Source organism: Desulfamplus magnetovallimortis (assembly GCF_900170035.1).
GTDB lineage: Bacteria > Desulfobacterota > Desulfobacteria > Desulfobacterales > Desulfobacteraceae > Desulfamplus > Desulfamplus magnetovallimortis.
In genome coordinates this window covers 791,717-807,137 of the sequence record NZ_LT828540.1, presented here as the reverse complement: position 1 = coordinate 807,137, position 15,421 = coordinate 791,717, and the positions used below count along the sequence as shown (strand labels likewise).

14 protein-coding genes are annotated in these 15,421 nt (G+C 40.6%); 13 read left to right on the top strand and 1 reads right to left on the bottom strand.

Annotated features, from left to right (window positions below; translation table 11 throughout):
- The first annotated feature begins 51 nt into the window (after window positions 1–51).
- From MTBBW1_RS03155 to MTBBW1_RS03115, 8 genes are all read left to right on the top strand, one after another.
- Entirely contained in the window at window positions 52–1,074 is a 1,023-nt protein-coding gene (locus MTBBW1_RS03155; RefSeq protein WP_080799025.1) for a glycosyltransferase family 9 protein, read from the top strand.
- A 175-nt stretch (window positions 1,075–1,249) separates the two neighbouring features.
- Entirely contained in the window at window positions 1,250–2,518 is a 1,269-nt protein-coding gene (locus tag MTBBW1_RS03145; RefSeq protein WP_080799018.1) for an O-antigen ligase family protein, read from the top strand.
- Window positions 2,519–2,622: 104 nt separating this feature from the next.
- On the top strand, window positions 2,623–3,531 hold the full coding sequence (locus MTBBW1_RS29380; protein WP_245809226.1) for a glycosyltransferase family 2 protein: 909 nt from the start codon (window positions 2,623–2,625) through the stop codon (window positions 3,529–3,531).
- Between the two features lie 86 nt (window positions 3,532–3,617).
- Complete coding sequence (locus MTBBW1_RS03135; RefSeq protein WP_245809225.1) at window positions 3,618–3,908, top strand: HPr family phosphocarrier protein; 291 nt, start codon at window positions 3,618–3,620, stop codon at window positions 3,906–3,908.
- A complete protein-coding gene (gene ptsP, locus MTBBW1_RS03130) occupies window positions 3,901–5,655 on the top strand; it encodes a phosphoenolpyruvate--protein phosphotransferase (protein ID WP_080799012.1) in 1,755 nt (584 codons plus the stop codon). The genes MTBBW1_RS03135 and ptsP overlap by 8 nt, the downstream gene beginning before the upstream one ends.
- 338 nt (window positions 5,656–5,993) lie before the next feature.
- Window positions 5,994–6,455: an SsrA-binding protein SmpB gene (smpB, locus tag MTBBW1_RS03125; RefSeq protein WP_080799008.1), complete on the top strand. Its 462-nt coding sequence runs from the start codon at window positions 5,994–5,996 to the stop codon at window positions 6,453–6,455.
- Entirely contained in the window at window positions 6,427–8,541 is a 2,115-nt protein-coding gene (locus MTBBW1_RS29375) for an ABC transporter ATP-binding protein (protein ID WP_245809224.1), read from the top strand. The genes smpB and MTBBW1_RS29375 overlap by 29 nt, the downstream gene beginning before the upstream one ends.
- The gene (locus MTBBW1_RS03115) at window positions 8,541–10,415 is read left to right on the top strand and encodes an ABC transporter ATP-binding protein (RefSeq protein WP_080799006.1); all 1,875 of its coding nucleotides are present in this window, start codon (window positions 8,541–8,543) and stop codon (window positions 10,413–10,415) included. Before MTBBW1_RS29375 ends, MTBBW1_RS03115 begins: the two co-directional genes overlap by 1 nt.
- 83 nt (window positions 10,416–10,498) lie before the next feature.
- On the opposite strand, the gene MTBBW1_RS03110 is transcribed toward MTBBW1_RS03115, so the two are convergent.
- Window positions 10,499–11,581, bottom strand: a complete 1,083-nt coding sequence (locus MTBBW1_RS03110) for a TRAP transporter substrate-binding protein (protein WP_222423970.1) — start codon at window positions 11,579–11,581, stop codon at window positions 10,499–10,501.
- A 282-nt stretch (window positions 11,582–11,863) separates the two neighbouring features.
- On the opposite strand from MTBBW1_RS03110, the gene MTBBW1_RS03105 reads away from it, so the two are divergent.
- The 5 genes from MTBBW1_RS03105 to rarD all read left to right on the top strand — a co-directional run bounded on the left by MTBBW1_RS03105 (window position 11,864) and on the right by rarD (window position 15,336).
- A complete protein-coding gene (locus tag MTBBW1_RS03105) occupies window positions 11,864–12,763 on the top strand; it encodes a DMT family transporter (protein ID WP_186441059.1) in 900 nt (299 codons plus the stop codon).
- 52 nt (window positions 12,764–12,815) lie between these two features.
- Window positions 12,816–13,574, top strand: a complete 759-nt coding sequence (locus tag MTBBW1_RS03100) for a lysophospholipid acyltransferase family protein (protein WP_245809223.1) — start codon at window positions 12,816–12,818, stop codon at window positions 13,572–13,574.
- A gap of 78 nt (window positions 13,575–13,652) precedes the next feature.
- Complete coding sequence (locus MTBBW1_RS03095) at window positions 13,653–13,913, top strand: CopG family transcriptional regulator (RefSeq protein WP_080798998.1); 261 nt, start codon at window positions 13,653–13,655, stop codon at window positions 13,911–13,913.
- Window positions 13,907–14,260 (top strand): type II toxin-antitoxin system PemK/MazF family toxin, encoded by a 354-nt coding sequence (locus MTBBW1_RS03090; RefSeq protein ID WP_080798995.1) that lies wholly within the window; start codon window positions 13,907–13,909, stop codon window positions 14,258–14,260. Before MTBBW1_RS03095 ends, MTBBW1_RS03090 begins: the two co-directional genes overlap by 7 nt.
- A 128-nt stretch (window positions 14,261–14,388) precedes the next feature.
- Window positions 14,389–15,336: an EamA family transporter RarD gene (gene rarD / locus MTBBW1_RS03085; RefSeq protein ID WP_080798993.1), complete on the top strand. Its 948-nt coding sequence runs from the start codon at window positions 14,389–14,391 to the stop codon at window positions 15,334–15,336.
- Window positions 15,337–15,421 lie beyond the last annotated feature (85 nt).

Sequence of the window (15,421 nt, the reverse complement as noted above, 5' to 3'; positions counted from 1 at the left end):
CTGATTAATTCCGTTATTGATGTGCTGTATGGATTTTTTAAGGAGAACCCAATGAGTCCTGTTGTAATTCCGGCCAGGATAAAGAAAATTCTTATTATCAAACCCAGTGCCTTTGGGGACATTATTCATTCACTTCCATTTCTGAATGCAGTGAAAAGCACTTTCCCCAACGCCAGAATTGACTGGGTTGTAGCCCATGGCCTGCACACCTTTCTGGAGGGGCATCCCATGATAGACAAACTTTGGGTTATAAAAAAAGATCAGTGGAAAAAAATTGGTTATCTGAAATCCACTCTGAACGAGATATTCGGGCTTGTCAAAGGACTGGGAAAGGAAAAGTACGATATTGCCTTTGATCTTTCAGGTATTCTTAGAAGTGGACTTATAACACTTGCATCTAAAGCTTATATGAAAATTGGTTTTGAAGAGTCAGATGAGGGAAGCCCTTTTTTTTATACACATAAAATAAAAGGTGGAATGGATAACCATGCCATTGACCGCTATCTTAAACTTGCCGGTTTTATTGGGTGTGACACAAGTAGTGTAAACTATCCTTTTGCTCCGTTTGACAACCATTCTGATATATGTAATATCCTGCCTCCAAATTATGTGGTTATCTCTCCTTCTGCTGGAAAACCTGCCAACCAGTGGCCGGCTGAAAAATATGGCGAGCTGGCTTCCATGCTGCCATTGCCTTCGGTTGTAATAAGCAGTGGTGCCGATGCTGCCATTGCTGAAAGGGTTGTAAAATTTTCACAAGGAAAAGCTTTGTCAATTGCAGGAAAAACAACATTAAAGGGATTGATGCCTATTATTAAGGGTGCCAGATTTTTTATTACCAATGACACAGGGCCTATGCATCTTGCGGCAGCCCTTGAGGTTCCGGTGGTTGCAGTTTTTGGTCCTGCCAATCCTGTAAGGACAGGGCCTTACGGTTCCATACACAGGGTGATCCAGAAAAAACTGCCGTGTTCTCCATGCTATGCCTGGCAGCCATGTTCCCACTGGCGCTGCATGAATGAGTTGACGGTCAGGGAAGTTTTTGATGTGGTAAAGGAGATGACTGAAACTTGACTGATAACAGAAAATCAAGAGCTGTTCTGGTATGCAAATTTTTTTTTATATTTGTTTGCATATGCTTTGTGTGTGATCCTAAGTATTGCAAAGGTGTTATTGCAAAAGCATCCCTGTACTTGATCACAAGCAGTTTGCCGGGTGTGAACAGATCAGAACTTTTGGAATCTGAATTATGCTTGACCTGAAAAAAACATACCAGGGTATGGAAAAGAGTGACAGGGTTATATTTACATTGGTGGGTATGACTTTTTTCTTTCTTCCCATTGGTACAGCCCCACCTTTGATGTGTATTATCTTGGCATCTGCCACAGCTCTTTTTTCAGGAAAGCTTGTTGATGCAGGAAAAATGCTGAAATCTCCCTGGGCATGGCCACTTCTTGCAATGATACTACTTCCCTGGGTGGGGTTGCTGTATGTGCCTGAATTGACAGATGTAAGCTGGGATTATGCCAGAAAAACACATTACTGGTTTTATGCCATTGTTATTGCGCTGCTCCCTGTGGATAAAAGAGCTGTTATATGGATTGTAAAGGCATTTCTTGCAGGGCTTGCAATCAATGCACTTTTTGCCATGATACAGTATGCAGGATTATGTCAGCCTCCTTCACCAAGTGGTATAAAGGGGTATTTTGGTTTTGGAGTTATATACAGTGCTCTTTCCATGTATCTTGTTGCAGGCATACTTGCAGCTTCATTTTTTTTCAGGTCTTCATCACAAATCGGGATCAAAGTTTTTAACCTTATATTGATAATACTTTTTCTGTTTCATATTACAATCATGGACGGCAGAAATGGCTATATGACCTTTCTGCTTCTTTCTCCCATGGTGGCGGTAAACATTGTTGGTCGCCTTGAATGGAAAAAAGTTACTCTTTTATGTATTATTTTTGTATTATGCATGTCCTTTTCGCCTGTTTTACAGAAACGCATTAATGGCACCATCAAAAATCTGAAACTATATAAACAGGTTATCCTGAACGAATCCTGGGGCAAGGATGTGATCAGTCAGATGCCAAGATTCTACCTTGTCAGGGCTGCCGTGGATATTTTTATGGATAATCCTATTGCCGGCGCTGGTACAGGGGGGTATCGCTATTATACAGCACAGGAGCAGGGTGGAGCCCAAAGTCATCCCCACAGTAATATTCTGTATATGGGGGCAAGCTTTGGTCTTATTGGCCTTTTTGTCTATTTGTGGATCTGCTGGGTTATGTTTGAACAGGCTTGGCGACTCAAACAGGAGCTTTCAGGATACTTTGCCCTCTCAATTTTTCTGGTGATCTTTATAAGCGGCTTTTTTAATTCCCAGATACTGGACTCCGGCCCTGCTCTTTTTTTTGCAATGGGGTATGGTCTGCTTGGTCGTTTTAAATCTTCAGATCAGTGGAATGTTCAAAATGGGACAGAAAAATGCAATGACCATCACCTCGATTATGAATGAGGGGTTTTTCCACGCTACCCATTCATAGCCGAAGTCCGGTCGCCACCGATTATGGAAATAAGATTTCTATTCCCACGGTAAATCAGAATGAAAAAAAGGCTCCTATGGTAAAAATATCTGTTTATATAATTGCTTACAATCAGGAAACAAAAATAAGACCGGCACTTGAGAGTGTTACATGGGCAGACGAGATCATTGTAGCTGACTCTTTCAGCAGTGACAGAACTGCAGAAATTGCTGAAGAATATGGTGCAAAGGTTATACAGATTCCTTTTAAAGGTTTTGGTGACCTTCGTAATAAGGCCATATTTGCCTGTTCCCATGAGTGGATTTTCAGTCTTGACTCTGATGAACGCTGTACTCCTGAAGCAAGGGATGAAATTTTATCCATAATCCAACGTTTTTCTCTTCACAATTCTGATTACTCAAACAGTTTATCAGAAGAAGAAGAAAAAAAAAGAAGAAGCGAAGAAGATAGAGGAAAAGAAAAAGATAGAGGAAATAGAAAATCAGTAGGAGAAAAACTGCACGATCTTTATTATGTGCCGAGAAAAAACTTTTTTATGGGAAAATGGATAAGACATAGTGGATATTACCCTGATTACAGACAACCCCAGTTGTTCAGAAAGGGAACCCTTGTATTTAAATCCGATCCTGTCCATGAACGTTACGATATTATAAGTGAAAATAGAGCCGGAAGAATAAGGTCACCCATACATCAGATCCCTTACCTGACCATTGAGGAGATGCTTGCCAAAAAAAACAGGTATTCCACTCTTGGAGCCATTAAGCTTGAAAAAGAAGGGAAATCGTGTGGAATGTTCACGGCCCTTATGCATGGCATCTGGTCATTTATCCGAACATATTTTCTGAAAGCAGGCTTTATGGACGGATGGCCAGGTTTTGTGATTGCCTTTGGTAATTTTGAGGAGACTTTTTATAAATATGTAAAGTTGTATGAAAAAAACATGAAATTGGGCCATCTTGACAGCAACTCCCATGGTCAAGGTTAATAATCCTTATGATTTATTGACATTTTACACATGAAAAGATAATGTAGCTATCTTCTTAACCCGATATGAAGGATGCGGAAACAGGATTGAAAACGCTATTGAATACCCGTAAAACAGTGCTCATTGAAAATGAACTAGGATTGCATGCAAGGCCGGCTGCAATGATCGCCAGAATAGTCAGAAATGCTGAAGATGCGGTCTGGCTTGTCTATAAAAATCACAGGGCTGATGCCTCAAGCGTGATTGATATTTTAACCCTTAATGCCGAAAAAGGGTGCAGGATGACAGTTGAGATTGAATCGGAAAAAGATGTTTCTGTTCTTGATGAACTTGTGGAATTTTTTGAATCCGGATTTGGAGAAAATGCCGATGGCTGAACCTGAAAAAAATCAAATTGTTCTTAAAGGGATCTCAGGAGCTCCCGGGATCTGCATTGGCAAGGCATATCTTGTTGATCGGGAAGGTGTTGATCTGATCAAACGGTATCCCATATCCGAAGAGGGGGTTCCGGCTGAAATCAACCGCTTTAAAAATGCTGTAAAGCGCGCAACTGACGAACATGCGGCAATAATTGACTCATTGCACAACGACTTGAGAGAACAGATGGATATCCTTGAGACCCACCTTGTACTCTTTAAAGACAAGATGCTTTATGGCAAAACCATTGAAACAATAAAGACAGACAGAATCAATGCAGAGTGGGCACTTAAAAAAGTCTCAAGGCAAATCCGGCGCATGTTCATGAAGGTTAATGACCCCTATCTGAAATCAAGGGTTACAGATATTGCCCAGGTCTCGGAACAGGTAATGCGTCATCTTGTCGGTGCCCAGGATATCAGGATTTCCGATATCAACAAACGTGTAATTCTTGTGGCACATGACCTCTCGCCTGCTGATACAAGCCAGATTCAGCTTGAGTTGATAAAAGGCTTTGTTACAGACAGAGGCGGTAAGGATTCACATACAGGAATCATTGCCAAATCCCTTGCCATTCCTGCTGTAATGGGCCTTGGTAATGTCACCCATTGTGTTGAGAATGACGATATTCTTATAGTTGATGGAAACTCCGGTGTACTTATTATCAATCCGGAGGAAGATACCCTTTTCAGCTATGAAGCCAGAAGAGCAAATTATGAACATCAGCAGGCAAGCCTTGCAAGAGACAGCCATCTTCCGGCTGTAACCCTTGACGGGGTTAAAATGCGACTGATGGCAAATATTGAGCTTGTGGAAGAGGTGGTCTCTGTAAGGGATAATGCTGCTAAGGGTGTAGGTCTTTTTCGTACAGAGTTCCTTTATATTGATCTTAAACGATTTCCATCAGAAGAGGAGTTATTTGAAAAGTATAAAGAGGTTGTTGAACTTTTGACACCAAAGCCTGTCACTTTTCGTACTCTTGACATAAATGGAGATAAGGTTCTTCCGTACATGAAGGGTGTGGAAGAGGAAAATCCAGCACTTGGATTAAGGGCCGTACGCTTTTGTCTGAAACGCCCAGAAATATTCATTACCCAGATCAAGGCAATTTTAAGGGCTGCGGCATTTGGAAATACCCGTCTTCTTATACCAATGATATCCTGTGTTGATGAGATTATAAAGGTAAAAGAGATTATTGGGAAAGCAGTTGAGGAGCTTAAAAAGGAGCAGAAGGTTTTCAATCAGGATATTCCCCTTGGCATCATGATAGAGATACCTTCAGCCGTTATTATTGCAGAAGATCTTGCAGAGCATGTTGATTTTTTCAGTATCGGCACAAATGATCTTATCCAGTACTCCATGGCAATTGATCGCAGGAACAGGCAGGTTGCCCATCTTTACCACACCATGAATCCTGCTTTGATAAGAATGGTAAAGATGGTTGTTGATGCTGCAAACAAAAAAAACATTGAGATAACCATGTGTGGAGAGATGGCAGGGGATCCCTTAAATCTTCCCATCCTAATGGGCCTTGGCCTGAGAGAACTTTCCATGAACAGCATGTCCATACCATTGATAAATCAGATGGTCAGACGCCTTAATGCTGTTGATACCCGTGCATTTGTAGAAAAAGTGATTAAAATGGGAAAAGCCTCTGATATTGAGGCTTTTGTTAAAGAAACCTATGGAAATATTCTTTCTGACTGACATTTTTTTTGAGTGTACCCTTTTTTTGAATACCCGGAGTAAATTTTTTGCCATGAAACCTCACCCCCCCAGCCCCCTCTCCATGAATGGAGAGGGGGAGAATAGTTCAAAAAGGCTACACTCAATTCTTTTTTTTTGTTAGAAAGTCTCCATAACCTACTGATATATAAAAACTTTCATGCATAGTTGTGATGCACTTGTAATCATGGTGTTTTATTATAAAGTTTCCATAACTATCTGTTTTTATCGATATTTTTATCTATTCGATTGTGATGCAATGTGCATCCTTCATTGTGCCCGTCAGGGCATGACAGTGTGATCAAGAAGGTGTAAAAAAAATGCAATCAGACCATATTAAAATAATAGCAAACAATAAAAAAGCACGTCATGATTACCATATCTCCGATGAGGTTGAAGCTGGTATTGTGCTTGTGGGCACAGAGGTAAAATCCATAAGAGAAGGAAGAGTGAACCTAAAGGATGCATATGCAGATATCAAAAATGGAGAAGTCTTTCTGAAGCAGATGCATATAACACCCTATAAATATGCTTACTATGATAACCACGAGCCACTGAGATCAAGGAAGCTTCTGCTTCACAGTCGTGAGATTAAAAAACTCACCGGAAAAGTGGCAGAGAGAGGTTTTACGATTGTACCTTTAAAGGTCTATTTTAAGAACGGCAAGATAAAGGTTCAGATTGGTCTTGCAAAGGGTAAGAAGATATATGACAAAAGGGAGAGCATCAAGACCCGGGAAGTTAACCGAGAACTTGACAGAGAGAGAAAAAAATACTCCTGAATTTCTAAAGTCGATGGAGCTTTTAACACCCTACCTGATTGAACGCAGATTCCACATTATTGCAGGTTTTTTATCCCTTCTTGTTGTGGATCTCCTGCAACTTTTTATTCCCAGGATAATTAAGTGGGCAATTGACAGCATAACCGCAGCAGAAGATATTGTCGGTGCTGTTGCTGGTTCACAGCTTTTAAAATATGCTTTTCTGATTTTTTTATCATCTATTATGATCGGAATTTTCAGATTCTTCTGGCGTGTTTTGATCATGGGTTCTGCCAGAAGGGTTGAAGAGGGGATTCGCGGTTCACTTTTCAATCATATTCAGACACTTCCTGCCACTTTTTTCAACAAACATACCGCCGGTGATCTCATGGCCCATGCCACCAATGATATGACCAATATCAGGATGGCACTCAGCATGGGAATTGTCGGGCTGACAGATGCTGTTGTACTTGGTATTGCAGCCGTTTTTTTCATGTCCTACATAAATCTTGAGCTTACTGTAATGGCTCTGCTTCCCATGCCCTTTATTGCACTTTCAACAAAGATACTCAGCAAAAAGCTTTTCAATGCATACAGGGATGTTCAGGCATCTTTTTCGGATCTCATGGAGTCAACAAGGGAAAGATTTGCAGGGATAAAGGTCATCATGGCTTTTAACCGTGAAAATATTGAAGCAGAGGCCATGAAAAATGAGTCTGAAATTTATGTTAAAAAAAATATGGAACTTGTCAGGCTCAGAGGCCTAATTTTCCCCATGGTAATTTTTCTGACCAATGTCAGCCTTGCCATTATCCTTGGTGCAGGGGGTAGAAAAGTGATTCTGAATCAGATATCTCCAGGGGATTTTGTTGCATTTATAAGCTATCTTGGACTTTTGACATGGCCTGTTATGGCAATCGGCTGGGTTACCAACCTTATTCAGAGGGGCAAAGCCTCCATTGACCGTATCAACGACATTCTTGCCGTTCCTTCAGAATCTGTTTCAGAAACATCGGTAACTGATGATTTTCTGAACACACAAGCACAAGATTCCACTGTAGTTCAAGAAGCATCGGATCTGATAATTACAGATGCTGAAGTAGCCTCATCAAAGCTATTAATTAAAGATACTGAAGCAGCCTCATCAAAGCTATTAATTAAAGATGCTGAAGCAGCCTCATCAAAGCTATTAATTACAGATGCTGAAGTAGCCTCATCAAAGCTATTAATTAAAGATCCTGAAACAGCCGCTTCAAAGCTCTTGGAAAGTGATTTTTCAATACATGGAGATGTTGAATTTCGTGATCTCTTCTTTTCCTATGACTCTTCTGAATCATTTAAAGATTCATCGTTAAAAAAAGGTTCGGGTATAGATTCATCCAATATTTCGCAAAAAAAACTTTTATCATCTAAAGAACTTTTATCTCCCAATGTTCTTTCCGGCATAAGTTTCAGGCTGAACAGAGGAGAGATGCTCGGTATTGCAGGACCTCCGGGAAGTGGTAAAAGTACACTTGCCTCCCTTATCCCAAGAATTTACGACCCTCAAAAGGGCACTATTACAATTGACGGTGTCAATATCGGACATATTCCACTTGAAACACTCAGAAAAAATATCTCTTTCATGCCACAGGAGCCATTTCTTTTTTCCGGTACCATACATGCCAATCTGCTATTCGGCAATCCTGAGGCAGATGATTCTGACATAGCAGAGGCCATTGAGATGGCACAGTTGACAGAGACCATTGCTGATTTTCCCATGGGAATTGAGACCATTATCGGGGAAAAGGGGGTAATGCTCTCGGGTGGACAGAGGCAGCGTATTGCCCTTGCAAGGGCTTTTTTAAAATCTGCTCCCATTATGATTATGGATGATCCTGTAAGCCAGGTGGACATGCAGACAGCATCACGCATAATAAATATTATAGAATCATTTGCCGGTCAGAAAACCATGATCATTATCTCCCACAGGTTCTCAATTTTCAAAAATGCAAATCATATTATGGTGCTTAATGAAGGTAAAATAACGGAACAGGGAACCCATCACTCCCTTATTGAAGAGGGTGGTTACTATGCTGGAGCCTGGCACATGCAGGAGAGTGAATAATGAGAGGCGGACTTGGAGGAACCCGGGAATCAGAGCCTGGCAACCAGAGAGATTTGAGCCTTCTGGGAAGATTTTTTCCCTTGATCAGGAAAAATATCCGGATGGTTACACTTTCAATTTTTCTTATGGTTATACTCTCCCTTACAGAGGTGACCGTCCCTTACGTTACCAAAACAGCTATTGACAGCTATATAGTTCCTGGAATGGAGTTGTCTAATCCCGTAATAGAGTTGTCTAATCCCGTAATAGAGTTGTCTAATCCCGTAATAGAATTATCTAATCCATCGCAGATAAATGTTCGCAACGAATATCTCTTCAAGGCTGCCATTGCAGGAGGTGTGCTTTTTCTTCTTGCAGTTGCAAGATTTGCTCTTAACTTTTTTCAGATCATTGTAATGGAGTATGCAGGACAGAGAATGATGCATGATCTGAGAATGCAGATATATTCCCATATCCAGAAACTGCCTCTTTCATATTTTTCAAAAAATCCTGTGGGCAGAGTTTCTACAAGAGTCACCAATGATGTCCAGAATATGCAGGAGATGTTCACATCTATTATCACCTTTGTCATGAAGGATGCCTTCATGCTCATTGGAATTTTTGTTATTCTTCTTTTTATGGATTTCAAGCTCTCTTTGACACTTGGTTTCATTCTTCCTTTTATTGTTATCTCCACTTTGCTTTTTTCCCGTCTCTCCCGTGGAGTTTACCGGCAATTGAGGGTCAACATTGCAGAGATAAACTCCATGTTTTCAGAATCCATAGGCGGCATGAAGGTAATCCAGCTCTTTACACATCAGAAAAGGATGATGGATGATTTCAGGGAGCTCAATCATGAAAATTTTATTGCCGGAATGCGTCAAATAAGGATTATGGCCCTTTTTATGCCAATTGTGGATCTTTTAAGCTCCATAACCCTTGCCATGATTATCTTTTACGGTGGGGGCAGGGTGGTTGCCGAATCCCTTTCCCTTGGAACACTTGTGGCATTTATATCCTATACAAAGATGTTCTTCCGGCCTGTGCGGGATCTATCGGAAAAACATAATATTCTACAGAATGCACTTGCTTCAGGGGAAAGAATTGTCCAGGTTCTTGATACAGAAACTGATAAGCATGGCGGGCAGGAGACTCTTGACACCATTGAGGAGCTTTCATTCAAAAATGTCTCTTTTCAATATGAGTCAGGTGAGGAAAACAAGGTTATTGAGGATGTCTCGTTTACAGTCAGAAAAGGAGAGTCCCTTGCCATACTCGGTCCCACAGGCTCTGGAAAAACATCGCTTATCAATCTTGTTGTAAGATTCTATCTGCCCGGGGGAGGGGAGATTCTTGTAAACGGAAAAAATGCAGATGCCTACTCAACAAAATCCATCAGAGCTCGTGTTGCCCTTGTCACCCAGGATCCATATCTTTTTTCCGGTACGGTAAGGCAGAATATTGTGCCCCCTGATGTGGATTTAACAGATGAAGAGTTCAGAAATATTCTTGATCTCTCCTATGCAGCTTCTGTTGTTTCGCATTTGCCACGTGGTGCCGACACTTTGATCTCCCAGGCCGGAAGTTCCCTTTCAAGCGGAGAGCGCCAGCTTATCTCCATTGCAAGGGCATTTGCACATGAGCCGGATTTGATAATATTTGATGAAGCAACCTCTTACGTTGATACAGAATCCGAGGAAAAAATCCGTATTGCAACGGCAAAGCTTAAGGAAAATCGCACTTCAATTACCATTGCACACCGATTGCGGTCAGCCATGACAGCGGATAAAATTATTGTACTTAAAGATGGGAGGGTGATTGAGAGGGGAAATCATGAAACCCTTATGTCTGAAAAGGGATTTTATTACAGGTTGCATAATACGGAAAAAAGATAAGTAATAGGGTTTAATTAACTTACCCAAAAGCCCCCTCTCGGTCATGGCGAAAGGGGGATATGCGGTTTACTTAAACCCGGCTTTTAAATATATTTAAACTGATGGTAAGGCTCTTCAGTAATCTTGTTCCACTCATATATTTTAGCACGGAAAGCTTTGAATGAGTCAAGTACCTTGCGGCTCATGGGATCGCCTGCTGCAACCTCTTCAAGCACTTCATCTGCATAGGTTTTGAGTTGTTTTAAAACATCATCCGGAAATTTTTTAAGCTGGACATTGTGTTTGGTGATCAGTTCGTTGAGAGCATCATTATTTTTTGCTTCAAATTCAGCAAGCATCCAAGAGTTGGTTCTTTCAATTGCAGTATCAAGAATAGCCTTGAACTCCGGAGAAAGTGCTTCATAAGCATTGAGATTTACCATTGCTTCAAGGGTTGTTCCGGGTTCATGCCAGCCAGGGTAATAATAATATTTGGCTACCTTGTAAAAACCCATTTTAAGGTCATGGTAGGGACCTACCCACTCCGTGGCATCAATAACACCCCTGTCAAGGTTTGTATATATCTCACCGCCTGCCACTAAAATTGCATTACCGCCGGCTTTTGCAAGCACCTTGCCACCAAGTCCGGGAATTCGCATCTTCAGCCCCTTGAGGTCTTCAATGCTGTTGATCTCCTTGTTGAACCACCCACCCATCTGGACTCCTGTATTTCCTCCAAGATAAGGTTTAAGGTTAAAAGGTTTGTAGATCTCTTCCCAGAGAGCCATTCCACCACCAGATGCTACCCAGGCATTCTGGGACTGTGCATTGAAGCCAAAGGGAACAGCAGCAAAAAACTGTGCAGCAGGAGCTTTGCCTGCCCAGTAATATGCGGCTCCGTGACCCATTTCAACAGTTCCCTGACTGACGGCATCAAATACTCCAAGGCCAGGCACAAGTTCACCTGCGCCATATACGTTGATTTTAAATTTTCCTCCGCTCATCTCATTGACAAGTTGAGCAATATAGTCTGCTCCTTCTCCGAGCATGGGAAAATGGGGTGGCCAAGTTGTGACCATTTTCCAGATTACAGGTTTTGCCGCAATTGCCGGAACTGCTGCGCCCATGGCTGCGCCGGCTGCTATGGCACCAGCACCTGCTTTTTTAATAAACTCACGACGTTTCACAGATTATATCCTCCTTTGTTGATGGTTGATGTGCATAAAATACTGCACCTTGATGGAAGGGTATGAACTTAATTGAAATGACAGAAAATTTTGGCCATCTTGCATATGGTCATAAAATTAGTTTTCATTTTTTTGATGACACATACAGAAAAATGTGCGTTTCATTTGGGAAAGTGTAAATTATGGGTGTTGACATAGATATTCATGCTGTTATAGGAAAGAACTGTTTACTTTGTCAATATTTTATATGAAACATCTTATATATTTATTATGAAGGCTGAGTTGAAAATATCTTTTCCTGAAAATAAAAAAACAGTGGCATTTATTCTTTTGACCACGTCAGTGTTGAGCTGGTCTCTTAATACCGTTCTTGCAAGGGGTATGATAAACGATATTCACCCGCTCTCTTTATCGTTTTTTAGATGGTTTACAGCCCTTTGTGTGATTATCCCCATAGGGCTTAAAAGCCTGAGCAAGGAGTGGGAGATCCTGAAAAAAAACTGGCTGAAGATGTTAGTGTTGTCTATACTTAGCGTGACATTATATAATACACTCATTTATTGTTCTGCAGGATATACCACAGCAACCAACATGTCACTCATTATTTCTGCCACCCCTGCGCTTACGTTTCTCCTTTCAAGGATTTTCCTTGGCAGCAGGGAGAGCCTTGCCAGAACATCCGGCATGCTGATATCCCTTGCAGGTATGATGCTGATTATCTTCAAGGGAGATATTTTTACCTTGATCTCTCTTAAGATCAACACAGGAGACCTTATCACCTGCGGTGCAATTCTCAGTTGGGCAGTCTATTCTGTGCTTCTGCGACTTTTCAGGATTGATGTTTCGCCGATTGCATTTCTCACGGCAATAATTGTTCTGGGTCTGCCTTTTATTTTTCCTTTTTACCTGTGGGAATACAATATTTATGGCGCTTTTGACATAACAGTCAAAAATGTATTGATTCTGCTTTTTCTTGGTATTTTTCCATCCATACTATCCTATCTCTGCTGGAATGAGGGCGTTAAACTTGCAGGCCCAAACACAGCTTCAATGTTTTTTTACCTTATTCCTGTTTTTGCTTCATTTATAGCATTTGTTTTTCTGGGAGAAGAGATTTACTGGTATCATATTTTGGGAGGCGGGATAATCTTTTCCGGATTTTTTTTGACACGGAACCAATAAAATTAATCACTAATGAATCTTTGTATATATACTTCATAACATGACGATTTTTTTGGGGACTATTTTTTGCAATGATCAATTATTTTTTTCCTGTATTTATCTTATTTTTATAGGATTGACATCGGCGTTTTTTTTCTGGGGAGCACTTTTTATATGGCTTGTGACACTTTTGTTTGACAGGCGCCTTGTAATACTTCATCTCTATACATCCTTCTGGGCATATTTCTATGTCTGGTGCATGCCTGCATGGTCAGTAACCATTAAGGGAAAAGAAAAACTTAACTGGAATAAACAGTACATTATTGTTTCTAATCATCAGTCTCAACTTGATATCCTTGTGGCATTCGGGCTTTTTTTTCCTTTTAAGTGGGTTTCCAAGCTGGAAGTTTTTAAACTTCCTTTTATTGGCTGGAACATGTATCTTAACCGCTACATTTCTCTTAAAAGGGGAGATAAGGAGAGTATCAGGAAAATGATGTCAGATTGTGAACGTCAGATTCAGAAAGGTTGTTCCATATACATGTTTCCGGAAGGAACCCGTTCTAAGGATGGGGTGTTGCGTCCATTCAAGCCTGGAGCTTTTATTCTTGCAAAACAAAATAACCTCCCTATTTTGCCTGTTGTTATTAACGGCACAATGCAGGCACTGCCCAAGCACAGTCTTGTACTTCAGAAAAATCACAGGATCAGCATAATAATCCTGGACGAAATTCCTGTTGAAACCATACAATCCATGGAACCGGAAGAGATGGCGTTAAATGTGAGGGCTTTGATTGATACTCATCTTTTTAACGCTTCGGAAAACCTATAGTATTCCACATAATTAAATTGAAAATGGAAAAGTCTAAATATCTGTTATCTGAATAAACTTTTTGGGGAGGCATTATTTATGGCAAGTACGGTAAAAACTGCAATATCAATGCAGGAAGAGTTGTTTGAACAAGTCAATAGTTTGGCTGGCAAACTCCAAATATCACGAAGTAAGTTATTTGCAATTGCTGTTCAAGATTTTATCAAAAAAAATGAAAACCATGATTTCTTGTCCCAAATCAACAAGGCTTTTGATGATTATCCAGACTCTAATGAACTTCAAGTTCGCGCTTCTATGAAAAAAAAACAGGCTAAAACCATTGGGAGTGATGTATGGTAATTGAGCAAGGTGATATTTATTGGGTGGAGCTTGGGGAACCCGCCAGTTCAGAGCCGGGATATAGAAATCCTCATGTTGTCATTCAAAATAACCTTTTTAACTCAAGTCGGATAAATACTGTTGTGGTCTGCTCTCTGACTTCTAATTTAAAACGAGCCTTGTCTCCTGGAAATGTGAGTCTAAAAAAGGGAGAGGCAAATCTTTCCAAAAAGAGTGTGGTAAATATAACTCAAGTTTATACCGTTAATAAAAGTGATTTGACCGAAAAAATAGGCAAACTTTCAAAAGCCAGGATAAAAGAAATACTTTCAGGAATTCAACTTTTAATGGAACCAAGAGAATTATAAGTTTTTGATACTATTGTTAGTGTATTTCGTGCTTAAGGTAGAACATAGTACAGGTATTTTGAAAAGGAATCCAAAATGAGAAGGTTGTCTAATGGAATCCATAAGTTTACGATAAAGGATGTTTTTGTATGAATAGAGCTAAAACTCAAATTGAATGTCAAGAATCATCGGAAACAGCAGGCATTCTCTTTCTTGTCCCTGCCTTTTTTATCTGGGGAATCAGCCCCATTTACTGGAAGGCTCTTTCCCATGTATCATCAACAGAGCTTCTGTTCCAGAGAGTGATATGGTCATTTGTGGTTCTTTTTGCAATTGTGGTATGGCAGGGGAAGTTCCATGAGATAAAAACTATTCTGAAAAGTTTTAATACAATGGTGTCTCTTCTGGGCAGCACCATTGTACTTGCCTTGAACTGGTATCTTTTTATATGGGCAGTTAACCATGACCAGGTGCTTCAGACAAGTCTTGGTTATTACATTAACCCTTTGATCATGGTTTTTCTGGGTATGATTTTTCTTGGTGAGCGTCTTCGGATAATGCAGACAGCAGCCCTTTTTGTTGCAGGTTCCGCAGTCTTGTACTATGCTGTAGGGCTTGGGGAATTTCCATGGATAGCATTGAGTATTGCCCTGTCATTTGGAGTTTACGGGCTGTTTCATAAAATGACTTCCATATCTTCCTTGACAGGTCTTTGCATGGAGACCATGATTCTTTCTGTTCCGGCACTTGTTTTTGTGATTGTGGGGCAGATGGACGGCACATCTGCACTTTTTCATTTCAATCTTAGGACAGATCTTCTGCTTATGGGAACCAACCTTGTTACAGCACTGCCTCTTCTGCTCTTTACCATTGGAACCCGTAAAAGCACCATGGCTACGGTTGGCTTCATGCAGTATCTTGCCCCGAGCATCACTTTTGTTCTTGCGGTGCTAATTTACAACGAGCCGTTTTCCCACAAAAAGCTTTTGACTTTTATAATGATCTGGATTGCCCTTTTTCTTTACACAGTTGACTCTGTTCAAACATTCCGTAAACGAAAACGCGGGATGGCTGTTTTGAAGAGAGGAAATGTATGAGTGAATTTTTTATCTAAAACGTTGCCATTGGGCTTTTACCTAACATTTTGTTTTTGAAGGAAATAAAACGAGAATTCCGTAAATA